22 protein-coding genes and 11 tRNA genes are annotated in these 23422 nt (G+C 46.8%); 12 read left to right on the plus strand and 21 right to left on the minus strand.

Going from position 1 to position 23422, the window contains the following annotated elements; genetic code table 11:
- Positions 1 to 35: 35 nt before the first annotated feature.
- The 16 genes from F0265_RS12400 to lolB form a co-directional block, all read right to left on the minus strand.
- Positions 36 to 112 (minus strand) — tRNA-Met (locus F0265_RS12400).
- A gap of 13 nt (positions 113 to 125) precedes the next feature.
- Positions 126 to 210: transfer RNA gene (locus F0265_RS12405), tRNA-Leu, on the minus strand.
- 52 nt (positions 211 to 262) lie between these two features.
- Positions 263 to 337: transfer RNA gene (locus F0265_RS12410), tRNA-Gln, on the minus strand.
- Between the two features lie 30 nt (positions 338 to 367).
- Positions 368 to 452, minus strand: a tRNA-Leu gene (locus F0265_RS12415).
- Between the two features lie 53 nt (positions 453 to 505).
- Positions 506 to 580, minus strand: a tRNA-Gln gene (locus F0265_RS12420).
- 30 nt (positions 581 to 610) lie between these two features.
- Positions 611 to 695: transfer RNA gene (locus F0265_RS12425), tRNA-Leu, on the minus strand.
- A 29-nt stretch (positions 696 to 724) separates the two neighbouring features.
- Positions 725 to 809: transfer RNA gene (locus F0265_RS12430), tRNA-Leu, on the minus strand.
- 47 nt (positions 810 to 856) lie between these two features.
- Positions 857 to 947 (minus strand) — tRNA-Met (locus F0265_RS12435).
- A 79-nt stretch (positions 948 to 1026) separates the two neighbouring features.
- Positions 1027 to 1101: transfer RNA gene (locus F0265_RS12440), tRNA-Gln, on the minus strand.
- Between the two features lie 28 nt (positions 1102 to 1129).
- Positions 1130 to 1214: transfer RNA gene (locus F0265_RS12445), tRNA-Leu, on the minus strand.
- Positions 1215 to 1251: 37 nt separating this feature from the next.
- A tRNA-Met gene (locus F0265_RS12450) sits at positions 1252 to 1328 on the minus strand.
- 268 nt (positions 1329 to 1596) lie between these two features.
- Entirely contained in the window at positions 1597 to 2688 is a 1092-nt protein-coding gene (ychF, locus tag F0265_RS12455; protein ID WP_006963107.1) for a redox-regulated ATPase YchF, read from the minus strand.
- A gap of 10 nt (positions 2689 to 2698) precedes the next feature.
- Entirely contained in the window at positions 2699 to 3289 is a 591-nt protein-coding gene (gene pth / locus F0265_RS12460) for an aminoacyl-tRNA hydrolase (RefSeq protein ID WP_008075196.1), read from the minus strand.
- A 149-nt stretch (positions 3290 to 3438) separates the two neighbouring features.
- Positions 3439 to 4383, minus strand: a complete 945-nt coding sequence (locus tag F0265_RS12465; RefSeq protein ID WP_006963105.1) for a ribose-phosphate pyrophosphokinase — start codon at positions 4381 to 4383, stop codon at positions 3439 to 3441.
- 29 nt (positions 4384 to 4412) lie between these two features.
- A complete protein-coding gene (ispE, locus tag F0265_RS12470; RefSeq protein WP_171749150.1) occupies positions 4413 to 5285 on the minus strand; it encodes a 4-(cytidine 5'-diphospho)-2-C-methyl-D-erythritol kinase in 873 nt (290 codons plus the stop codon).
- The gene (gene lolB / locus F0265_RS12475) at positions 5282 to 5899 is read right to left on the minus strand and encodes a lipoprotein insertase outer membrane protein LolB (protein ID WP_171749151.1); all 618 of its coding nucleotides are present in this window, start codon (positions 5897 to 5899) and stop codon (positions 5282 to 5284) included. The genes ispE and lolB overlap by 4 nt, the downstream gene beginning before the upstream one ends.
- A gap of 162 nt (positions 5900 to 6061) precedes the next feature.
- On the opposite strand from lolB, the gene hemA reads away from it, so the two are divergent.
- From hemA to ybaK, 8 genes are all read left to right on the plus strand, one after another.
- Positions 6062 to 7318 (plus strand): glutamyl-tRNA reductase, encoded by a 1257-nt coding sequence (gene hemA / locus F0265_RS12480; RefSeq protein WP_006963102.1) that lies wholly within the window; start codon positions 6062 to 6064, stop codon positions 7316 to 7318.
- Positions 7319 to 7370: 52 nt separating this feature from the next.
- Positions 7371 to 8459 carry a peptide chain release factor 1 gene (gene prfA, locus F0265_RS12485; protein WP_006963101.1) on the plus strand — a complete coding sequence of 363 codons (1089 nt, stop codon included), beginning with the start codon at positions 7371 to 7373 and terminating at the stop codon, positions 8457 to 8459.
- Between the two features lie 3 nt (positions 8460 to 8462).
- Positions 8463 to 9332, plus strand: a complete 870-nt coding sequence (prmC, locus tag F0265_RS12490; RefSeq protein ID WP_171749152.1) for a peptide chain release factor N(5)-glutamine methyltransferase — start codon at positions 8463 to 8465, stop codon at positions 9330 to 9332.
- 2 nt (positions 9333 to 9334) lie between these two features.
- The gene (locus tag F0265_RS12495; protein ID WP_006963099.1) at positions 9335 to 9718 is read left to right on the plus strand and encodes a SirB2 family protein; all 384 of its coding nucleotides are present in this window, start codon (positions 9335 to 9337) and stop codon (positions 9716 to 9718) included.
- 19 nt (positions 9719 to 9737) lie between these two features.
- The gene (locus tag F0265_RS12500; protein WP_038510120.1) at positions 9738 to 10547 is read left to right on the plus strand and encodes a SirB1 family protein; all 810 of its coding nucleotides are present in this window, start codon (positions 9738 to 9740) and stop codon (positions 10545 to 10547) included.
- Between the two features lie 44 nt (positions 10548 to 10591).
- Positions 10592 to 11443 (plus strand): 3-deoxy-8-phosphooctulonate synthase, encoded by an 852-nt coding sequence (gene kdsA, locus F0265_RS12505; protein WP_006963097.1) that lies wholly within the window; start codon positions 10592 to 10594, stop codon positions 11441 to 11443.
- Positions 11444 to 11843: 400 nt separating this feature from the next.
- Positions 11844 to 13505: a bifunctional UDP-sugar hydrolase/5'-nucleotidase UshA gene (gene ushA / locus F0265_RS12510; RefSeq protein WP_171749153.1), complete on the plus strand. Its 1662-nt coding sequence runs from the start codon at positions 11844 to 11846 to the stop codon at positions 13503 to 13505.
- A gap of 85 nt (positions 13506 to 13590) precedes the next feature.
- Positions 13591 to 14064 (plus strand): Cys-tRNA(Pro) deacylase, encoded by a 474-nt coding sequence (gene ybaK, locus F0265_RS12515; RefSeq protein ID WP_171749154.1) that lies wholly within the window; start codon positions 13591 to 13593, stop codon positions 14062 to 14064.
- A gap of 71 nt (positions 14065 to 14135) precedes the next feature.
- Here ybaK and F0265_RS12520 read toward each other — a convergent pair whose 3' ends face one another.
- The gene (locus F0265_RS12520) at positions 14136 to 15380 is read right to left on the minus strand and encodes a uracil-xanthine permease family protein (RefSeq protein WP_171749155.1); all 1245 of its coding nucleotides are present in this window, start codon (positions 15378 to 15380) and stop codon (positions 14136 to 14138) included.
- A 249-nt stretch (positions 15381 to 15629) separates the two neighbouring features.
- On the opposite strand from F0265_RS12520, the gene F0265_RS12525 reads away from it, so the two are divergent.
- Positions 15630 to 16850 (plus strand): DUF2066 domain-containing protein, encoded by a 1221-nt coding sequence (locus F0265_RS12525; protein ID WP_171749156.1) that lies wholly within the window; start codon positions 15630 to 15632, stop codon positions 16848 to 16850.
- Between the two features lie 31 nt (positions 16851 to 16881).
- Here the strand turns inward: F0265_RS12525 and F0265_RS12530 are convergent, their stop codons facing one another.
- Genes F0265_RS12530 through F0265_RS12545 form a run of 4 tightly spaced genes read right to left on the minus strand, consistent with a single transcriptional unit; the run spans position 16882 to position 19716 of the window.
- Positions 16882 to 17301: a DUF2069 domain-containing protein gene (locus tag F0265_RS12530; RefSeq protein ID WP_043008892.1), complete on the minus strand. Its 420-nt coding sequence runs from the start codon at positions 17299 to 17301 to the stop codon at positions 16882 to 16884.
- A 4-nt stretch (positions 17302 to 17305) separates the two neighbouring features.
- Positions 17306 to 17872, minus strand: a complete 567-nt coding sequence (wrbA, locus tag F0265_RS12535; RefSeq protein ID WP_082314267.1) for an NAD(P)H:quinone oxidoreductase — start codon at positions 17870 to 17872, stop codon at positions 17306 to 17308.
- Positions 17869 to 18213, minus strand: a complete 345-nt coding sequence (arsC, locus tag F0265_RS12540; RefSeq protein WP_171749157.1) for an arsenate reductase (glutaredoxin) — start codon at positions 18211 to 18213, stop codon at positions 17869 to 17871. The genes wrbA and arsC overlap by 4 nt, the downstream gene beginning before the upstream one ends.
- Before the next feature lie 48 nt (positions 18214 to 18261).
- Positions 18262 to 19716 (minus strand): M48 family metallopeptidase, encoded by a 1455-nt coding sequence (locus F0265_RS12545; RefSeq protein WP_171749158.1) that lies wholly within the window; start codon positions 19714 to 19716, stop codon positions 18262 to 18264.
- Positions 19717 to 20017: 301 nt separating this feature from the next.
- Here F0265_RS12545 and F0265_RS12550 point away from each other — a divergent pair, with 301 nt between their 5' ends.
- From F0265_RS12550 to F0265_RS12560, 3 genes are all read left to right on the plus strand, one after another.
- Positions 20018 to 20254, plus strand: a complete 237-nt coding sequence (locus F0265_RS12550) for a sulfurtransferase TusA family protein (RefSeq protein ID WP_171749159.1) — start codon at positions 20018 to 20020, stop codon at positions 20252 to 20254.
- Positions 20247 to 21323 (plus strand): AI-2E family transporter, encoded by a 1077-nt coding sequence (locus F0265_RS12555; RefSeq protein WP_171749160.1) that lies wholly within the window; start codon positions 20247 to 20249, stop codon positions 21321 to 21323. The genes F0265_RS12550 and F0265_RS12555 overlap by 8 nt, the downstream gene beginning before the upstream one ends.
- A gap of 213 nt (positions 21324 to 21536) precedes the next feature.
- Entirely contained in the window at positions 21537 to 23408 is a 1872-nt protein-coding gene (locus F0265_RS12560; protein WP_171749161.1) for a methyl-accepting chemotaxis protein, read from the plus strand.
- Positions 23409 to 23422 lie beyond the last annotated feature (14 nt).

Raw genomic sequence — 23422 nt, forward strand, 5'->3', positions numbered from 1 at the left:
CAGGACTGTTAGCCTGAGCTAGCAATCTAAATTAATGGTGGCTACGACGGGATTCGAACCTGTGACCCCATCATTATGAGTGATGTGCTCTAACCAGCTGAGCTACGTAGCCAAGTGATTAAGTATGGTGCGGAAGGAGAGACTTGAACTCTCACACCTTGCGGCGCCAGAACCTAAATCTGGTGCGTCTACCAATTCCGCCACTTCCGCAACTTAATCGTAGTTACCAAGACAATTGGTAAAGTCTCAATAACATTGAATATGGCAGGTCTACCTGGATTCGAACCAGGGAATGGCGGCATCAAAAGCCGCTGCCTTACCGCTTGGCGATAGACCTACGGGGTGATAGCAAAAGCTATCTAGATAATGGTGCGGAAGGAGAGACTTGAACTCTCACACCTTGCGGCGCCAGAACCTAAATCTGGTGCGTCTACCAATTCCGCCACTTCCGCAACTTAATCTGTAGTTACCAAGACAATTGGTAAAGTCTCAATAACGTTGAATATGGCAGGTCTACCTGGATTCGAACCAGGGAATGGCGGCATCAAAAGCCGCTGCCTTACCGCTTGGCGATAGACCTGCAGGCATAGTCAAAAGACTATTCAATTTATGGTGCGGAAGGAGAGACTTGAACTCTCACACCTTGCGGCGCCAGAACCTAAATCTGGTGCGTCTACCAATTCCGCCACTTCCGCATAAATTGTTTGTGTAGATTATATCAAGATGGTGCGGAAGGAGAGACTTGAACTCTCACACCTTGCGGCGCCAGAACCTAAATCTGGTGCGTCTACCAATTCCGCCACTTCCGCGTCTTGAATCTACAGGACTGTTAGCCTGAGCTAGCAATCTAAATTAATGGTGGCTACGACGGGATTGCTACGACGGGATTTGAACCTGTGACCCCATCATTATGAGTGATGTGCTCTAACCAGCTGAGCTACGTAGCCACTCGTGAGCGAGACAATATAAACCTTCGCGCTCTTAGTGACAAGCCCTTTTTCCAAAAGGCCTAACACTTTAAATAAATGGCAGGTCTACCTGGATTCGAACCAGGGAATGGCGGCATCAAAAGCCGCTGCCTTACCGCTTGGCGATAGACCTGCAGGTGATAGCAAAAGCTATCAAAACATGGTGCGGAAGGAGAGACTTGAACTCTCACACCTTGCGGCGCCAGAACCTAAATCTGGTGCGTCTACCAATTCCGCCACTTCCGCATCTATTCCTAAATACTTTCGTAAAAGTCTTTAGGAATGGTGGCTACGACGGGATTCGAACCTGTGACCCCATCATTATGAGTGATGTGCTCTAACCAGCTGAGCTACGTAGCCATACCATGTTTTGTTCTTTCAGATAATTGACCTTATCGTCGGGAACGGCGCGCATTATGCGAAGTTGCAGCAAAGCCGTCAATAGTTTTTTTGAATAAATCGGGATAAATCAACTGTTCGGTTTCTTTTTAAACAAAGAGGCGTGTTAATCATCGAAAAGTGACAACAAAATGTTATCCATTAGCCAACTTAATTTAATCGCCAAAGATCCAAAAACAACAAAGCCAGCACGAATGCTGGCTTTGAAAGTCAATGACTTGCGAAGAAATTATACGTTAAAGCGGAAGTGAACAACATCACCATCTTTCACGATGTATTCTTTACCTTCTAAACGCCACTTACCTGCATCTTTTGCACCACTTTCACCGTTGAATTCGATGAAATCATCGTAACCAACGACTTCAGCTCGGATAAAACCTTTTTCAAAGTCAGTGTGGATCTTACCTGCTGCTTGTGGCGCTGTTGCTCCAACTGGAATTGTCCATGCTCGAACTTCTTTAACACCTGCAGTGAAGTAAGTGTGTAGCGTCAGAAGTTCGTAACCTGAGCGGATCACGCGGTTCAGACCTGGTTCTTCAATCCCCATGTCTGCTAGGAACTCTTCACGATCTTCATCATCCAGTTCAGATAGCTCAGATTCAATGGCAGCACAGACTGGTACAACAACGTTGTTTTCTTTGGCTGCAAACTCACGTACTGCGTCTAGGTATGGGTTATTTTCAAAGCCATCTTCGTTGACGTTGGCAATGTACATTGTTGGTTTGAGGGTTAAGAAGTTCAGGTAACCAATCGCTGCCAGCTCTTCTTTTGCCAGTTCAACAGTGCGAGCCATGCCACCTTCAGTCAGAACAGGAAGCAGCTTCTCAAGAACAGTCAGCTCAAATTTAGCGTCTTTATCACCACCTTTGGCCTTCTTATTGTTACGTTGAATTGCACGTTCACAAGAATCTAAATCCGCCATGGCAAGCTCAAGGTTGATAACTTCAATGTCTTCAATAGGAGACACTTTACCAGCTACGTGAACAATGTTTTCGTTCTCAAAACAGCGCACTACGTGGCCAATCGCATCAGTTTCGCGGATGTTCGCTAGGAATTTGTTACCTAGACCTTCACCTTTCGATGCACCTGCAACCAGACCTGCAATGTCAACGAATTCCATCGTTGTTGGCAGGACTTTCTGTGGGTTAACGATCTTCGCCAGTGCGTCTAAGCGCAGATCGGGTACAGGTACAACACCAGTATTTGGCTCGATAGTACAGAACGGGAAGTTGGCCGCTTCGATACCTGCTTTAGTTAGTGCGTTAAACAGAGTTGACTTACCTACGTTTGGTAGACCAACGATGCCACATTTAAAACCCATGATATTAACCTTATTCTGCTTTGAACGTGTGTAGACGGTTTTGCGCTTTCGATAAGCCATCCTTTATTAGGATGTCTAGGCAGCGTACGGATTCATCAGCCGCTGCATCAAGTAACTCTTGCTCTTTGGCAGGCGCTTTACCTAGAACAAATCCCGCTACTTTATCTTTGTGTCCCGGATGGCCAATACCGATCCTCAGACGATAGAAATCTTTGCAATTACCAAGCTTACTAATTGTGTCACGTAGACCATTGTGCCCGCCGTGGCCGCCGCCTTTCTTAAATTTGGCGACACCGGGAGGTAAGTCTAGCTCATCGTGTGCGACCATGATCTCTTCTGGTTTAATCTGGTAAAACTTCGCCAGTGCGGCAATGGATTTACCAGAGAGATTCATAAAGGTCGTTGGGATAAGCAAGCGGAGATCTTGACCGTTCATCATGATGCGTCCAGTCAGGCCAAAAAACTTCGCTTCGTTTTTCAGTGTGATGTTATGAACGCGTGCCAGTTCTTCTACTACCCAAGCCCCCGCGTTATGGCGGGTTCTGGCATATTCAGGCCCAGGATTGGCAAGGCCGACAAGAAGTTTGATCTGTTGACTCAAGGTTAGGATCTCTCTTGGAATCTCAAAAAGCGCAGTATGATAGCACAGAATTCTTACCTCGGGCGAGGTGTGGATTGACTGCCAGTTTGTTACCATAAAAAAACACCCCAAAGTGGGGTGTTTTTAAGTCATTCTTATCTAATCCAAGATTAGTTGAACATTGCTGAGATAGACTCTTCGTTGCTAATACGACGAATTGCTTCAGCCAGCATACGAGACAAGCTTAGCGTAGTCACTTTACCCGTTGCCTGCATTTCTTTTGACTGAGTGATGGAGTCTGTCACGATGACTTGGTCCAGTACTGAGTTCTTGATGTTATGCGCAGCGTTGCCAGAGAATACAGCGTGAGTTGCGTAAGCAAAGACTCGCTTAGCGCCGCGCTCTTTAAGCGCTTCAGCTGCTTTACACAGAGTACCGCCAGTATCGATCATGTCATCAACGATCACACAATCACGGCCTTCTACATCACCAATCAAGTTCATCACTTCGGAAACGTTCGCACGTGGGCGACGCTTATCAACGATAGCGATGTCGATGTCACCTAGTGCCTTAGCCGTTGCACGAGCACGTACAACACCGCCAAGATCTGGAGAAACAACAACTGGATTTTCAAGACCACGCGCTTCCATATCATCCAGAAGAACTGGTGTACCGAAGATGTTATCTACAGGGACGTCGAAGAAACCCTGGATTTGCTCTGCGTGTAGGTCAATGGTTAGGACGCGGTCAACGCCAACGTTAGAAAGGAAGTCAGCAACAACTTTTGCTGTGATTGGCACACGCGCTGAACGTACACGACGGTCTTGGCGAGCGTAACCAAAGTAAGGGATAACTGCTGTAATACGGCCCGCTGAAGCGCGGCGCATTGCGTCAATCATCACTACAAGTTCCATTAGGTTGTCGTTAGTTGGTGCGCAGGTAGATTGGATGATGAAAACATCACTACCACGTACGTTTTCGTTGATTTGTACAGCGACTTCGCCATCAGAAAAACGAGAAACAGTAGCATCACCAAGAGAGATGTATAGACGATCAGCAATACGTTGGGCTAGTTCAGGTGTAGCGTTACCAGCAAATAGCTTCATATCAGGCACGGTGGAAACCTCGGGGTTGCGTCCAGTATTTAGATAGATATATTGTGGGCTAAGCGATACTTAGCCAGTGTCTCGTATAAAGGAGAAATATTTTTCCCTTTAGCCACAAAAGCAGAGACATTGTCAGGTAATTGTTCAAGAACCTTGTTGGCCTCATTTTGGCTCGAAAACTCAGCAAAAACGCAGGATCCGGTCCCTGTCAGTCTTGACGGCGCGTATTGTAGCAGCCATGAAAGTTGCTTATCAACCTCTGGGTACAGCATTCGAACAATTTTTTCGCAATCGTTTACGTAATGGCTGTCAAGAAGTGTTGCCAGGTCACGTTTTGGTGTGTTTCGGGTTAAGTCTGGATGTGTGAAAATATCTGCCGTTGCGATGGCTACATCCGGTCTAACGACCAAATACCACTTTTCTTCCGGCTCTGCTTTGGTGAGCTCTTCACCGACACCTTCAGCAAACGCGGCAAAACCTTGTGCGAAGACAGGTACGTCTGCACCAAGCTTCAATCCAATCTCGGCAAGCTGTTGCTCAGTCAGTTTAGTCTGCCAAAGGTGATTCAAGGCGACTAATACTGTGGCAGCGTTTGATGAACCACCACCGATGCCTCCGCCCATTGGCAATATTTTGTTTAATTCTATATGGGCACCGTATGAACAGCCTGTTTTCGCTTTCAGTGCCATCGCGGCTTGCCAAATCAGGTTATCTTCAACAGTTACGCCCGGCAGATCGGGTGTTAAGTGAATTTCACCACTCTGATTGGCGGTAATGGTGAGAGTGTCACCATGGTCTACAAACTGGAATAAGGTTTGTAATTCGTGATAACCGTTGTCGCGGCGACCTGTGATGTATAAGAAAAGGTTCAATTTTGCCGGTGAAGGCCAATGCGTTGTTTCGCTGATCATTGATCAAGATTCCATTTGGATATAACGATGTTGATTGAAATGTCGCCTTGTTTCAGCTTGAGCTTCTGTGGCAATGGTAAAGCGCTGCCCTGATACTGGATATCTTGATAGTTAAGATAATCGAGTTGCCATATTTGTCCATTTACCTGCTTAGTCAATGAGGCCAGGGTGTTGGTGTCATTGAGTCGGTACGTATCAGCGTCTATTGGACTGCCTAAGAACCAGTTATTAAGTTGCTCGACAGGTAGGGTGAGCCCTGTGAGGCGATAAATCAGTGATTGGGCATCGTGCGAAGTGTAGGTTTCGTCTTCATACGTTTCTACTGAAGCACCACTTGGCGTAATTTTCAGGTTCAGTGCCGTTTGACCAATAAAAGTGGTGAGCCTAAGCTGGCGGAAATCTGGGCTGTGTTTCCACTGAAAATTGAGTGACTGGCGCTGCTGTGGTGAAATGTAGCCCAGTTTTCCGTTGGCTTGGTATTGGCTGATACTGTTCAGGCGTTGTTGGTGTGTTTGCCACTCGACATTGGTGGTGCTGATGTCAAGAGTTGCACATCCCGAAAGAATTAAACTACTGAACAGAAAGATAAAGAAGGGACGAAAATAGGTCGTCATTGTTGGTTATTTATCCATTTGAGTCCTTGTCTTGCGCTACACTATATCATTGAAATCACGAAGTCATGAAAACATATCCCGAATACCCTTTAATTAAATCGGGCCATCAAGTAAAATTCCGTCCTTATTTGTTCATTCGCTGAAAACGAGAACCCTGATTACATGTCTTTGCTTGCTATAGGTATTAACCACAATACGGCTTCGGTAGAGTTGCGAGAGAAAGTCGCATTCGGACCGGAGAAGTTACCTCAAGCACTTAAGCAACTGGGCGATAACCCTCATGTCAATGGCAGTGTGATCATTTCAACCTGCAACCGCACTGAAATCTACTGTGACGTCAAATCTTCCGGTAAAAGCAAAGTGGTGGATTGGCTCGCTCAGTTTCATCAGGTGAGCCCTGAAGACCTGAAACCCAGTTTGTATGTACACGAAGAGCAGGCGGCTATACGTCACCTGATGCGTGTATCCTGCGGCTTGGATTCTCTGGTGCTTGGTGAACCGCAGATTTTAGGGCAGGTTAAGCAGGCTTATTCAGACTCTCGTGAACATAAGTCGGTCGATACCGCGATGGAAAAGCTATTTCAGAAGACTTTTTCTGTTGCAAAACGTGTCCGTACCGAAACGGATATTGGTGGCAACGCCGTTTCTGTTGCTTACGCGGCCTGTACATTGGCCAAGCACATTTTTGAGTCACTTGAAGATTCTACGGTGCTTTTGGTTGGTGCTGGTGAGACGATTGAGCTAGTGGCGAAACACCTAGCAAGCAATGGTTGCAGCAAAATGATTGTTGCCAACCGCACCAGAGAGCGTGCATTGCCACTCGCTGAGCAGTTTGGTGCCCAAATCATTGGCTTGCCAGAAATACCTGATCATCTTCCTCGCGCTGATATTGTGATAAGCTCCACGGCCAGCCCACTGCCAATCATTGGTAAAGGGATGGTGGAAAGTGCGCTGAAAGCCCGCCGTCATCAACCTATTTTGTTGGTGGATATTGCAGTACCTCGTGATATTGAATCGCAAGTGGCTGAGCTTGATGATGCGTATCTCTACTCTGTAGATGACCTGCAGTCGATTGTCGAAAGCAATATGGAGCAGCGAAAAGTTGAAGCCATACAAGCGGAAGCGATCGTCAGTGAAGAAAGTGCCACATTCATGTCATGGCTACGTTCTCTTCAAGCCGTCGACAGTATTCGAGATTATCGAAAATCGGCCAATGACATCAGAGAAGATCTACTGAATAAAAGTCTGCAGTCTCTGGCTGCGGGGACTGACCCGGAAAAAGTATTGCTGGAGCTAAGTAATAAGCTCACTAACAAGCTGATTCATGCACCGACCCGAGCATTGCAAAGTGCTGCAGAACAAGGTGAGCCGGCTAAGCTCGCCACATTAAGACAAAGTTTGGGTCTAGAAGACTCCTAATTTTATTGGACGTGAAAACGGCCAATCTATCGAACCCTGAGTTAAGAAAACTATGAAAGCCTCGATTCTAACTAAGCTAGAAACACTGGTTGAACGATACGAAGAAGTTCAACACCTGCTTGGCGATCCTGACGTGATCGGCGACCAAGATAAATTCCGCGCCTTGTCAAAAGAGTACTCTCAGCTAGAGGAAGTGACAAAGTGTTTCCAAGCTTACCAGCAAGCACAGGAAGACCTAGTCGCGGCTGAAGAAATGGCTAAGGAAGATGACGCTGAAATGCGTGAGATGGCTCAGGAAGAGATCAAAGAAGCGCAGGAAACCATCGAGCGTCTTAACGACGAGCTACAGATTCTGCTGCTACCAAAAGATCCTAACGATGATCGCAACTGTTTCCTAGAAATTCGCGCGGGTGCGGGTGGTGATGAAGCTGGTATTTTTGCTGGCGACTTATTCCGCATGTACAGCAAGTTTGCTGAGAAGAAAGGTTGGCGTGTTGAAGTCATGTCTTCTAATGAAGCAGAACATGGCGGTTACAAAGAAATGATCGCAAAAGTTTCTGGTGATGGCGCTTATGGTGTGCTCAAGTTTGAATCAGGTGGTCACCGTGTTCAGCGTGTCCCAGCGACCGAATCACAAGGTCGTGTACATACTTCTGCATGTACTGTCGCTATTATGGCTGAGATCCCAGAAGCGGAAATCCCAGAAATCAAAGCGGCAGACCTGAAAATTGATACCTTCCGTGCGTCGGGTGCTGGTGGTCAGCACGTTAACACCACGGATTCTGCAATTCGTATTACTCACTTACCAACAGGTACGGTTGTTGAGTGTCAGGATGAGCGTTCTCAGCACAAAAACAAAGCGAAAGCGATGTCAGTACTGGCGGCACGTATTATTCAGGCCGAAGAAGCTAAACGTGCTGCGGAAGAGTCAGATACTCGTCGTAACCTGTTAGGTTCAGGTGATCGTAGTGACCGTATCCGTACCTACAACTACCCGCAAGGCCGTGTCTCCGACCACCGTATCAACCTGACTATCTATCGTCTCAATGAAGTGATGGAAGGGGATTTAGCAAGTCTAGTTGATCCTGTTATCCAAGAGCATCAAGCTGACCAATTAGCGGCGCTGGCTGAGAACAACTAATCAATGACTGCACCACACAGTGTCGAATACACACTAAAGAGTGCCGTAAACAAGCTTCAAGAGAGTGGCAGTGATTCGCCCTCTCTTGATGCCGCGGTATTGCTTTGCCACACCCTCAACAAGCCTCGCTCCTTTCTGCTGACGTGGCCTGACAAAATCATAGATTCAGAAGCAATCTTGGCCTTTGAAGCGAACTTACAGCGTCGCATCAATGGTGAACCTGTCGCTTACATTACCGGTGAACGTGAGTTCTGGTCACTGCCATTGAAAGTGGCACCAAGCACACTTATTCCACGTCCAGATACAGAGCGTTTGGTTGAAATTGCTTTAGAGAAAGCGGTTGAAAATCAGGGTGATATTCTAGATTTAGGCACTGGAACTGGCGCGATTGCACTCGCCATTGCTTCAGAGCTACCAAACCGTCAAGTTTGGGGTATCGATCTCAAGCAAGAAGCCAAACAGCTCGCTGAGTCTAATGCCGAGCATCTGGGTATTCGCAATGCACAATTTTTATCGGGCAGCTGGTTTGAACCGGTAGGAACTGGTACAAAGTTTGCTCTGATAGTATCAAACCCTCCTTATATTGAAGAGCATGACCCGCATCTGACGCAAGGAGATGTGCGATTTGAACCGTTGAGCGCTTTAGTGGCGAAAGACAACGGGTTGGCTGATATCAAGCACATTTCGAGTCAGGCACTGAGCTTTCTGCAGTGTGATGGCTGGTTGATGTTTGAGCACGGTTACGATCAAGGTGTGGCAGTGAGAGAGATTCTGGGCTCACTGGGATACCAAAACATTACAACTTATAAAGACTACGGCGAAAACGACCGCGTAACCATAGGTCAATTTTCTCCAGAGAAGCAAGAGAGATAATTATGTACGAAGGTTTAAAGCACTTTCATCTGTTAACGATAGCAATCAGTGCCACTTTATTGTCTGTGCGCTATGCGATGATGATGGCCAATTCCAAACTGCTAGAGAAGAAGTTTTTCAAAGTTTTCCCTCACATCAATGACACATGTTTACTGTTGTCGGGTATTGGTCTGATTTTTATCACTGGCTTTATTCCTTTTACTGCTGCAGCCCCTTGGCTGACAGAAAAAATTACCTGTGTGCTGGCGTACATCGCACTGGGCTTCTTTGCTCTTAAGTTGGGTAAAAACAAGCTACTACGTACATTCTCCTTCTTTGGCGCGCTAGGTTGGTTAGCGATGGCAGGTAAGGTAGCTGTAAGTAAAGCACCATTATTTTTAGGTTAAGGCGTACTAGGTAATATTCATGCTTGAGTTATTTGATGAAGATTTTGATGCTATTGAACTGGCAGAAGGGGCGCTGATCTTAAACAAAGCGATCAACCCGTCGACCAATGACCAGTGGGCAGAGAAAGAACTGCATCGATTACTAAAAGAAGCTGAGTTGAGATTAAGCCAAGAGATCGACGAAAAGCAGCGTTTCGACGCTTTGCTGCGCCTCTTTTATCACGAGTGGGGATTCACTGGTGATCAGGAAGCCTACTACGATTCGTCCAATGCTTTCATTGATAAAGTCTTGGAGCGTCGCAAAGGCATTCCGGTGAGCTTGGGGGCACTGTTGCTGTACCTTGGGCGCAAGTTAGGTTTTCCAATCAGTGGTGTGACCTTTCCAAGCCAGTTTTTGCTGAAGCTGGAATGGTATGGTGAGAGTCCACAGTTTATTAATCCATTCAATGGTGAGTATGTTTCCAAGCATGTACTGGGTGCGTGGCTAATTGGGCACAGCGGCCCTCTTGCGACTTTGGAACCTGAACATCTTAAGTCTGTCGATAATCCAACGGTTATCGGTCGCTGGCTTGCATTGCTCAAGAGCGCTTTACTTCGTGAAGAGCGCTATACTTTGGCTTTGAAATGTACCGATTTGGCGCTTACGTTTGTGCCTGACGATCCGTATGAAATTCGCGATCGTGGTTTTATCTACCAGCAGCTAGACTGCCATCAGGTAGCGTTGAGCGACTATCAATATTTTATTGACCAGTGCCCTGATGATCCGGCCGCTGAGTTATTAAAGAATCAAGTAAACGCCATGAGTGAAACTCAGGTGACACTTCACTAAGTCCAGCTACAGGTTGGCATACATAAAGAAATAGAGAGAAAAAAATGGAACAGAAAATCGTTCACGTTGGTGATATCCCTGTAGCTAACGACAAACCGTTTACGTTGTTTGCGGGTATGAATGTTCTTGAATCTCGTGATCTGGCTATGCAGATCTGTGAGCACTATGTCAAAGTGACGGAAAAGCTTGGCATCCCTTACGTGTTCAAAGCGTCATTCGATAAAGCGAACCGCAGTTCTGTTCACTCATACCGTGGCCCAGGTCTAGAAGAAGGTATGAAAATCTTCCAAGAGCTGAAAGATACGTTTGGTGTAAAAATTATCACTGATGTACACACAGAAGCTCAGGCACAGCCTGTTGCTGACGTGGTTGACGTGATTCAGCTACCTGCATTTTTGGCTCGTCAAACTGACCTTGTTGAAGCGATGGCAAAAACAGGCGCTGTGATTAACGTTAAGAAACCGCAGTTCATGAGCCCAGGTCAAGTGGGTAACATCGTTGATAAATTCAGCGAGTGTGGCAATGACAACATCATTCTATGTGAGCGTGGCTCTTGTCATGGTTACGATAACCTAGTGGTTGATATGCTGGGTTTTGGTGTGATGAAGAAAGCATCAAAAGGCAGCCCAATCATCTTTGATGTGACCCATTCACTGCAAATGCGTGACCCTTCAGGTGCTGCATCTGGCGGTCGTCGTGAGCAGACTGTTGAATTGGCAAAAGCGGGTCTGGCAACTGGTATTGCGGGTCTGTTTATTGAAGCGCATCCGAATCCTGACCAAGCAAAATGTGATGGTCCATCTGCGTTGCCTTTAGACAAGCTGGAACCTTTCCTGGCGCAAATGAAAGCGCTGGATGATCTGATCAAAGGTTTCGACCACATCGACATTAAATAGTATTTATTGTTGAGAAGAAGGTTAGCCAATTGGCTAACCTTTTTTGTTTCTGTGTCCTCCCAAAATGCGTTAACACTCCAACAAGGGGAGGTTATGTTTCCTTTCTTTGTTGAGTAAACGCTCAATCTCACATTTGCTGTTCAGTGATGTTAACTCACAGTAAAACGTTTGCTTGTGATCATTTGGTAGAACAGATGCAATTGTGCTGCTTTGTTACACACTTAAATGTCAATTAGGGTGATCTAATCGGCATAAATATGAAATCAAGATGTCACCCCCAAGGGCTTAATTTAAACTAGTTCAAGTTTTACTGAGTTCTCAGCTATTGGTTGCTGAGCGCGTCTGTTCAATAAACTCAGTATCAAGCAGTGGAAATCCCCAAAAATTCAAAGGTATGACAATGAAGCAACGCCTGATTGTAAAAACCGCACTAAGCGCAGCGATTCTTGCAACTCTAGCTGGTTGTGCAACAGCACCTCAGCAAGAGTGGGAAGCGGATAAAACTTATAAGCTGACAGTTCTACACACCAATGACCATCACGGTCGTTTCTGGCAGAACAAATATGGTGAGTACGGCATGGCTGCTCGTAAAACGTTGGTTGACGAGCTGCGTGCAGAAGTAGAAGCCGACGGTGGTAGCGTACTACTGCTATCTGGCGGTGACATCAACACAGGTGTTCCAGAGTCTGACCTGCAAGATGCTGAGCCAGATTTCAAAGGCATGAACAAGATTGGTTACGATGCAATGGCATTAGGTAACCACGAATTTGATAACCCACTTGACGTTCTGTTTAAGCAGAAAGAGTGGGCAAACTTCCCAATGCTATCTGCAAACATCTACGACAAAGAAACTGGCGAGCGTATGTTCCAGGCTTACCAGATGTTTGATAAGCAGGGTATTAAAATTGCGGTAATCGGTCTTACTACTGAAGATACGGCTAAGATCGGTAACCCAGAATTTATTGGTGGTATCGACTTCCGCGACCCTAAAGAAGAAGCGAAGAAGCTTATCGCTGAGATCGAAGAAACTGAAAAACCTGATCTGATCTTTGCTGTGACTCACATGGGCCACTACGAAGATGGTAAGCGTGGTGTTAATGCTCCGGGTGACGTGGCTCTTGCACGCTACCTAGACGAAGGCTCTCTGGACATGATCGTCGGTGGTCACTCTCAAGAGCCAGTATGTATGGAAGCGCCAAACGTCGTTAAGAAGAACTTCAAGCCTTCTGACGAGTGTAAGCCAGACCTGCAAAATGGTACTTACATTGTTCAGGCTCACGAGTGGGGTAAATATGTAGGTCGTGCTGATTACGAATTCCGTAACGGTGAGCTAGAAATGGTGAGCTACGACCTGATCCCAGTTAACTTGAAGAAGAAAGTTAAGATCGATGGTAAGAAGCAACGTGTTCTTATCGAAGATGAAATCAAGCAAGATGAAGAGCTGCTTGAATTCCTACGCCCTTACCAAGAAAAAGGTAAAGCGCGGCTGGATGTGAAGATTGCAGAAACGAACGGCAAGCTTGAAGGTGACCGTAACGTCGTTCGCTTTAAGCAAACTAACCTAGGTCGTCTGATTGCAACTGCTCACATGGAGCGTGCAAAAGCGGACTTCGCAGTAATGAACTCCGGTGGTGTTCGTGACTCTATTGAAGGCGGCGATGTAACGTATAAAGACGTACTGACTGTACAACCGTTCGCTAACATCCTGACTTACACTGACATGACGGGTAAAGAAGTTCTGGACTACCTAAACGTAGTTGCAACTAAACCTGTTGACTCTGGCGCGTACGCACAGTTTGCTGGTATCTCTATGACAGTAGCAAACGGTCAGGTATCTAATGTTGTTATCGGTGGCGAACAGCTTCGTTTAGATGAGACTTACCGTTTCACAATCCCAAGCTTTAACGCCGCGGGCGGTGATGGTTACCCTAAACTGACAGGTCACCCTGGTTACGTTAATACTGGTTTCGTAGACGCTGAGGTTCTAAAAGAGTACCTAGAAGCGAACAGCCCAGTTGATGTTAACAAGTACGCACCTGCTGGCGAGATTGTTTACAAGTAAGTTGACTAAAACTTCGAAATCTCATTAACTTAAAAGCGCTGCACATTCTGCAGTGCTTTTTTGTTATTTACTTAATGGAATCAGCATGACCCCGGCAATCAATCTCGCTAAGAAGAAAAAAGTCACCCACACTATTCATCAGTATGATCATGACCCTCGTGCAGATAGCTATGGTTTGGAGGCGGTTGAAGCGTTGGGACAAGATCCGGAGCAAGTGTTTAAGACTTTGTTGTTCTGTATGAATGGAGAGCCTAAAAACTTGGCGGTTGCTGTCATTCCGGTCGACCAAAAACTGAACCTTAAGCTGGCTGCTAAAGCCGCTAAAGCCAAGAAGGCAGAAATGGCGAATCCTGAAATCGCGCAAAAAACGACAGGGTACGTGGTGGGGGGAATTAGCCCGCTTGGTCAGAAAAAAGCGTTGCCTACTTTTATTCATCAGAGCGCGGAAAACAGAGAGACTATTTGTGTCAGTGCTGGTAAGCGTGGTTTGGAAATCGAATTAGCGCCGAAAGATTTGGCTGCCTTGACGCGTGGGCAATTTGCAGAGCTGTGTTTGTAACGAGCAATTTGAATCGTCTGATGGGTTACTTTAAAAAGGGTTGATGTGTGGACATCAACCCTTTTTCGATTCTACTTGGCTTCGTCTTCCATTTGCGCGTTATCCACGACGTGGTTTTCGCCCAAATCTTTTGGAAGGACTAGATTAAGCAGTATGGCAACGATGCCACATAAGCTGACGCCTTGCAGGCTGAATTCGCCAATACCAAAGGCCATACCACCGATACCAAATACTAGAGTGATCGCAACGATAACTAGGTTGCGAGATTTGTGCAGGTCGACATTATTCTTGATAAGTGTGTTTAAGCCGACAGTTGCAATTGAACCAAACAGCAGAATCATAATGCCGCCCATGACAGGCATAGGAATGGTTTGTAAAACCGCACCAAGCTTACCTACCAGTGCTAATACAATCGCGCTCACCGCAGCCCACGTCATGATCACAGGGTTAAACGCTTTAGTCAGCATGACCGCTCCCGTTACTTCGGAGTAGGTGGTATTCGGCGGAGCGCCAACCATAGAAGCGGCAATGGTTGCCACCCCGTCACCTGCGATGGTGCGATGCAGCCCTGGCTTTTTGATGTAGTTTTTACCTGTTACGTTCGAGATCGCGAGCATATCCCCTACGTGCTCAACCGCAGGCGCAATAGCGACGGGAATCATAAATAAGATGGCGTTGATGTTAAATTCAGGAGTAGTGAAGTTTGGTAATGCAAACCAAGCTGCTTCATGGACTGGTGTGAAGTCAACGATGCCGTAGCTGAGGCTTAGCGCATATCCGACAACGATGCCGCCCAGAATTGGTGTTAACTTCAGGAAGCCTTTGGCGAAAACACTGAGAATGATGGTTGTTAGTAATGAGGCGACAGAGATAACCAGTGAGGCATTTGCGTCAATGACCTGTGAACCATCTACCTTACCCAACGCCATATTAACGGCGACGGGGGCGAGACCTAAACCGATCACCATGATGACCGGGCCGACTACAACCGGTGGAAGTAGCTTATGAATAATTTCGACACCACGTACTTTAATGAGTGCCCCCATTGCAACGTACACACAACCGGCCGCCATTAGGCCACCCATAGTTGCAGGCACACCCCAAGTTTGAACTCCGTAAAGAATAGGGGCAATAAAAGCAAAAGATGAAGCAAGGAAGATAGGAACAGAGCGGCGAGTGACAAGTTGGAAAAGAAGGGTTCCGACGCCTGCACCAAATAGAGCGACACTAGGATCTAATCCTGTCAGCAATGGGACCAACACGAGAGCCCCAAATGCGACAAATAGCATCTGTGCACCTTGAATGGCGTTTTTCATGGCTTATTCCTTAATGTGGTAAATCGAAGAGCATTAGCTAAATACTCAACAGAAAAATAAAATTCGCGGGATTTTATCACCTTGGCAATCGTTTGCAATCTGAAGTGGATCAAATAAACAATAATTAACCAATCAGTAAGCGTGATGGTTTAAGGGTGCCAAAACACATAAATCCGACCTTTAGTTGCTCAAGATTGGATAGTTGCTTATCATCCGAAGCTGCAATGAAGAATTGACCTTAGGAAAGCTATGCGCCATTTAGTTTTGTTGGCTTTAGGGCTGGTGGGGTTCCCTGCCGCTGCTTTGACCAATGTAGATTTATATCAGACTGAGATTGTGCTTGATCAAAGCGTTGAAAATGCGGATGCCCAAGCTCGTGTAGATGGAATGAAAGAGATCATCGTTCGTGCTTCTGGCGATCAAAGTGCGGTATCAAATCAGGTCGTGCAAAAGGCTCTGAAACAAAACTCTCAGTACCTTTCGCAAATCAGTTATGGGCAACTTGATGGCCAGCAAACACTGCGACTGGGCTTCAGTGCGCCTCATATCCGTTCTCTGTTAAGTCAGGCTCAATTACCGATTTGGCCTGCTGCTCGTGCCAATCTGTTAGTTTGGTTGGTGGAAGAGACTCAGTACGATCGTAATATCAACTGGGAACATTCTGATTCACCAGTGCTTGGTCAGATGAGAGTGGAAGCCGAAAAGCGCGGCCTACCGCTGACTGTTCCAGTTGGAGATTTTGATGATATTACAGGTGTAGCTGCCTCTGATCTTTGGGGCGGTTTTGCGCGCCCTGTTGGTGAAGCTAGCCAACGTTACCCAGTTGATGCTGTATTGGTCGTGCGAGTGCAGGGTAACTCGCTACGTTGGACTTTGTACGATCAAAAACCTGCGACGATTGGTATAACGCGCCAAGCGCCAGTATCTGGTTCAAACAGTGGAGCGGATTCTGCGACTAAGATGGTGAACCAGATCAGTGACTACTATGCGAAGAAGAGCGCAGTAGTCGTTGCAAGTGAGTCTTCTGAAACTGTAAAAGTTCGTTTTACTTCGTTAAATAATGCGGTGGATTTTTTCACGTTAGAGAAACAGCTGAAAAAACTCAGCTCAGTAGCCGCAACGGATATTCTAAAGATTCAGGGTAATCAGGTAACGTTCAATGTGCATCTATTGGCTTCTCAAGCGGAATTTGAGCAGGAAGTCAGCCGCATGGGGCAGGTGACTCAACTGGAAAACAGCACTGAGTCTCAACCCGTTGTTATTGACGAGCCACAAATTGAATCGCCTGATGATTCGGTCAGTGGAGCGCAAGCGAATATTGGCACTCCTGTTGAGGTTCCAGCTGTCATTCCATCGGAGCAAATTCTGACATTTGAATGGTTAGGGGCACCCGCGACAGAAATGGAGCATGAAGCTGAATCGATAGATTCAGAAGAGGCTCAAGAAGCGCTCGAAGACGCAATTGAATAACGAAAAAGGTCTGGCAAATGCCAGACCTTTTTTATTCGAATCGTTCCTTTTCTTCTTTTTCGACTTTCGATAACCGTTTGAGCTTAAGCCCTAATTCTTTACCACGGGAGCGTGCATAAAGAATGTTACCGGCGAAGGCCGCAGCAGTAAGAATCAGCTCTATACCTGCTAGCCAGCGTTCACCACCATCGATATAAAGAATGGTTAACGCATGCAGAAAGTACAGCATCAGCACGAAGTTGGCCCAAGCGTGTGTGTACGGTTTGCCCGCCAGAATGCCAGGTAACGGCAACAGCAGCGGAATGCTCCAGGCAATGGCGAGCGTAATGTTGCTGATGTGAGGGTGAGGAGACAAGCTAAGTTGCCACAGGGCCACCCAAGCAAGCAGACCGAGGTTTCCACATAACGCTAGAAGCCGGAATAATTTGGTTTGAGATTGCATTTCCTGCATGCCATCAGTCCTTCATTTTTAACGCGGTGGTTGCCAAGCGTTTACCGAGTTGTTGTGCCAGTTCGATTTCATCTTGACTGAGTGAAGCCCCGTCATGAGTTACAGACGTGGCGCCGTAAGGTGTACCGCCTGTTTGCGTGGTGTGCAGTGTCGGCTCAGAATAAGGAATCCCTAAGATCATCATTCCGTGGTGTAGCAGAGGTAACATCATGGTTTGCAATGTTGTTTCCTGCCCGCCATGTAAACTGGAAGAGGAGCTAAAGACACATGCCGGCTTATCGATCAAATCGCCAGAGACCCACAAAGACGTCGTCTGGTCCCAGAAGTGTTTGAGTGAGGCGGACATGTTGCCAAACCAGACCGGGCTACCCATCGCTAGGCCATCACAGGCTTTTAGTTCATTTAAAGTCACTACAGGATCTTGAGCTTGTTGCCTTTCATCTATGTCTTCAACCGTACGAATCAAGGCTTCGCAGTGAGGGATAGATTCTATCCCTCGGGCAATTTGCCGCGCTAATGCGCGGGTAGAACCATGTCGGCTGTAATAAAGGACGACAATCTGGCAACTCATAGAATATCGAGAACCTGCTCTGGTGGACGACCGTGTTTTGCTTGACCATTGCTGACGACAATTGGACGTTCAATCAGTTTTGGATTGGCAGCCATGGCTTCGAATAACTGTTCGTCTGTCGCATCTGCTAGGTTGAGCTCTTTATAGATATCTTCTTTGGTGCGCATCATAGCGCGAACGTTATCTAGCTTGAGCTGTGCGAAAAGTGACTTCAATTCAGCCACGCTTGGTGGTGTGTCGAGGTATTTAATGATTTCTGGCTGGATATTTTTTTCTTCGAGAAGCGCCAAAGTCTGGCGGCTTTTTGAGCAACGAGGGTTGTGATAAATCACGACTGACATAAGTTGAGTCTCCGAGTTATTGGGAACGGCGTGTCATCCGTTCCATCATTATTGTAGAGCCATAAAACGATCACGCTGAACCATAAGCTGATCGATTCGCGCATCGTAGCGTGCTTGCTTTAGGCTGCCAAGTTCGGCAAGTTGGCTGGCTTGAGTGTAATACTGAATCGCCTTATTCCAATTGGCTTTCAGAGCTAAAATTTCCGCACGAGCAGCGAGGTCTTCGTCACTGCGGCCTAGATGAATACTGGCTTCAGACAGTAAGTGCCAACCATTCACATCGTTAGGGTTATCGTGGGTGTAGCGCTGAAGAACACGCACCGCTTCTTCGTTTTTATCTTGCTTCATCAAAACGTTAGCGTAATTGATGGTTAACACGGCGTTGTTTGGTTTACTTTTCAACGCTTTTTGCAGCATTTTCTCTGCTTCACCAGCCTTCTTCTGCGCAATGTACAAATCGGACATAGCGTCGAGGTAGAAGTTGTTGTTCGGTTGCTGCTGGATCAAGGATTGTAAAATCGTGTTGGCTTCATCCAGCTCATTGTTGTCTAAATGAACCAGAGCTCGGCCATATTGGTATGAAGATTTCAGGCTTGCCGGGGCCTTTTTCTCTGTTCGAGCCAACCAATCCATAGCGGCTTTGGCACTGATGCCAGCATAGCGGGCGACAATACGAGCGCGGGCAAGGTTGTAATTTAGTGATGGGTCAACTCTTCTTGCTGGGTAATTTTGTGCTCTGGCTCGGCTGTCAGTAATACGATCTTCCGGTAGCGGGTGCGTCAGCAGCATTGGTGGTGGCTTACTGGCGTATCGGTATTCATCGGCTAGGCGACTGAAAAAGCGCGGCATCGCGTTGACGTCAAAACCGGCTTTGGCCAGCGTGTCGATACCAAAGCGATCAGCTTCTTTCTCGTTGCTACGTGTGTAGTTGATCTGGCCCTGAATATTACCAGCAGTGGTTGCGGTAATCGCTGCGATACCCGCTTCAGGCGCAGCGATAGCGAGAAGCAGTGAGCCTGCCAATGCCGCCATTGTCGCGGGAGATCGTCTTGCCTGTTCTTCCATACTGCGTGCGAGGTGGCGTTGAGTAACGTGCGCTATTTCGTGTGCGACAACGGAAGCCAACTCGCTTTCACTTTTGGCATGAAGAAATAGCCCAGTATGCAGAGCCACGTAACCACCAAAAAACGCAAAAGCGTTGATATTGCGGTCACGGATCATAAAGAAGGTAAACGGGGTTTTTACGTCACTGGCGCTGGCAACCAACTGGTGGCCTAAGCTGTCTATGTATTCATTCAGAACTGGGTCATTGACGATAGGTTGGTTGTTACGCAGCATGCGCATGTAGGCGTCACCGTATTGTAGCTCTTGATCTATGGTCAAAGTGCTACTGGCTGCCGTACCAATATCAGGTAAATCGAGAGTATTGGCGTAGGTTGGTGTCTGTATACCCAGCGAAGCTGCGACGCATAAGCAGACAAGTGAGCGCGTACGTCTAAACATATTTTATTGGTGATACTCCATGATCATTTGGTCTATCCACTCAGTCTGAGTCATTTGGTTATAATGAACGGTGTCAGGCTGGAGGTATAGCTTTTTGACACTCTTTTACTGAGATGGTTTCACCGTCGATTGGCTGCCGCTATGTGAGTTGTGCGCCTTTCATTCATCTATCGAGTGTAAAGTGTTCCATTGAATTGAGTTATGTCAAAGTGAAACTTTTCGTTGCATCGATGTATTTGCACTGACGCTTGGAAAAAAACACTATACAATATTCCTCCTATGATAAGCATCGGGCTGAAGAATGGAACTGAATCTTTTGGATTTGCGTCAAGAGCGCTGCCCTATGGCACTATTACTTGCCAAACGTCACACTAAAGGGCTGTGTGAAGGACAACAAGCAACCATTTATGTTTCAGACCCCAGTTCTATGTCAGATATAAAACATTTCCTTCTTAAGCAATCCTTCGAGTTGGTCTGCGAAGAGTTGGATGGTTATTACTGTTTGCAAGTGACTAAAGGAACCTTGTCGAATGTTTGAGATGGTGAGTCGTTGGTACAAGCGACGTTTTTCTGATCCACATGCTGTGAGCTTGGTTGCGATTCTGCTCTTCGGCTTTATCACGATTTACTTCTTCGGCAATCTGATTGCGCCTTTGCTTGTCGCGATTGTTTTGGCTTACTTGCTGGAATGGCCGGTTTCTCAGTTGTCCCGCCTTGGCATTCCAAGAACGTTGTCGGTCATCTTAGTTATTCTCGGTTTTACCAGTTTGATGCTGGTGGCGGTATTTGGCCTCGTCCCGACTATCTGGCAGCAAGTCGGCAATCTTATGAACGATATTCCTTCGATGTACACTGGGCTACAGAAGGTGATTGCGGAGCTTCCGCAGCGTTATCCTGAGTTGGATAATTTCCAGATTGTCGAATCGCTGGTGACCAACGCGAAGAACCAAGTGATTGTGATGGGTGAAACAGTCGTTAAGGGCTCGCTCGCTTCGCTGGTGAGCATTGCAACACTGGCGGTCTATCTGATTTTGGTGCCGCTACTGGTGTTCTTCTTGCTCAAAGATAAGCAAGAGATGATTGCCATGGCGAGTGGTGTACTACCACGCAACCGTAAGCTGGCAACCAAAGTCTGGCATGAAATGAATGAGCAAATCTCGAACTACATTCGCGGCAAAGTGGTGGAAATCCTAATTGTCGGTGGCGTGAGCTATGTGACCTTCGCAATTTTAGATTTGCGTTATTCGGTGTTGCTTGCCGTTGCGGTCGGTCTCTCTGTGTTGATTCCGTATATTGGCGCGGCTGCGGTGACAGTGCCAGTGGCAATGGTTGGTCTGTTCCAGTGGGGGCTGACGCCTCAGTTTTACTGGCTGCTGATTGCTTATGGCATCATTCAGGCGCTGGACGGCAATGTTCTGGTTCCGGTTCTGTTCTCTGAAGCAGTGAATTTACACCCAGTTGCTATCATTGTTGCCGTATTGGTGTTTGGTGGTCTGTGGGGCTTCTGGGGCGTATTCTTTGCTATCCCGTTAGCTACTTTGGTGAAAGCGGTATGGAATGCACTGCCAAGCAATGACGAAGACGAAGTTTATTCACACCCCGGGTAAGCTCAACCTACAATCTCATCGATTAAAAAGCCTCAAAGCCTTCGCTTTGAGGCTTTTTATTTGCGCAAACCGTATATACTTTTTACAACAGTGATACGTATTTTGTGGCAAATCTGTAAGAAATTTCTTAAGTCTTCGTCGTTTAGGACGATAATAATAGATACCGACATAACAACTATAAATTAAAAAACGAAATAATCTTTGAGGGACACTATGAGATTCAGTCAAAAGATCGTTGCAGCTTCATCTGCCTTATTGTTAGTAACTGTGATGTTACTTTCAGTGCAACAATTGAGCACGGTAAAGACAGAAGTGGAAGCGCTTGTCGATACTAGTCTGACCGAGATGGTCAAAGGGGTAAAAAACACCGTCACTTCGGAAATGGAGAGCAAGAAGTCGCTTGCTCAATCCACGACCGAAGTCATTGAACTTGATCCACAAGATCGCAGCCGTATTCAGGCAATATTGGAAAAGCCTTTGGTGAAAGGCAGCTTTTTAGCCGTAGGTTTTGGTTATGAAGCCGATGGCTTTGTAATAGAGAATGATGACGGTTGGGATGCGGGGCCGGATTACGACCCACGTGTGCGCCCTTGGTATATTGACGCTAAATCTCAAGGTCAGTTAGTCGTGACTGACCCGTATGTCGATGCTTCTTCGAAGAAAGTTATTATCTCCATTGGTACACCAGTACGCGACAATGGTCAGTTTACTGCTGGCATGTTCTATGACCTTGAGCTGACTGGCTTGGCGGACTTGGTCAACAGTGCCAACCTGCTTGATGCGGGTTACTTGTTTATTGTGACAGCAGACGGCACTACCATTGCGCACCCTGAAGCCAAAAACAATGGTCAAAACTTAACGACTTATCTGCCTGACGTAAAAATTCAGGAAGGTAATCAGCACATTGAAATAGATGGCGAGTCATTCCTTGTTCACTTTACCAAAGTACCAAGTGAAAACTGGTATATCGGTGCGATCGTTGATGAAAGCATCGCGTTCGCGGCTATCGACGATATGCGTAGCAGTTCAATTCTTTACGCTGTGATCAGTGTTGTCTTGAGTGTTGTGGTACTGAGCTTCCTGATTAAATTCCTGATGCGCCCACTGGGTACGCTTAACGAAGCGATCAAAGATGTTGCTTCCGGTCAGGGTGACTTAACCAAACGTCTGAACACAAACACAGATAAAGAGTTTGCTGAGCTGGCAGAAGGTTTTAATACCTTTACTGAGACCTTGCAGAAGCAGATCCAGCAGTCGAAAGCCATTGGTGCTGAAATCCTACGTGGTACTGAGATGACAGTTCAGGGCTCACAAGAGTCTGCAGAAGCGATGCGTAGTCAGTTGCAAGAGCTTGAGCAGCTTGCAACCGCGATGAACGAAATGGCAGTGACGGCAACAGAAGTCGCGAATAACGCTCAAGGCGCCGCTGGTGCAGCGAAGGACGCCGATGAAGCGACGCAGCAAGGTTCTTCAGTAGTAAGTGATACCACGGCATCGATTGACGCACTGTCGGCGCGCATCGATCAAGCAGTCGAAGAAGTTCAAGGTCTGGAGTCTGCGACCGCGAACATAGAAACCATCCTTAAAGTGATTAATGACATTGCCGATCAAACGAACCTACTAGCCTTGAATGCGGCAATTGAGGCAGCACGTGCGGGTGAATCGGGTCGAGGTTTCGCAGTTGTAGCGGATGAGGTTCGAACTCTAGCGCAGCGTACTCAGGAATCGACAACTGAAATTCGCAGCATGATTGAGCAGCTACAAGCGGGCGCAAGCTCAGTGTCAGCAGCAATGCATGAAAGCAAGAACACCGCGGTGGACGCGGTGGATAAAGCTCAAGCGGCCAATGAATCCTTACAGCGCATTCGTGATGCAATTCAGAGCATTACTGACATGAACATGCAAATCGCTTCTGCGGCAGAAGAGCAGAGTTTGGTGGCGGAAGAGATCAACAGCAATACTGTGAAGATCAAAGACCTGTCGACACAGGTGGCTGACTCTGCAGAAAACGCCAATATTGCCATGCAGGTACAGACGGAAAATGTCCGAGAGCAAGATGCAATACTGAACAAGTTTATTGTTTAAGTGCAATGAAACAA

It is taken from the genome of Vibrio sp. RE88 (assembly GCF_013113835.1).
Classification (GTDB): Bacteria; Pseudomonadota; Gammaproteobacteria; order Enterobacterales; family Vibrionaceae; genus Vibrio.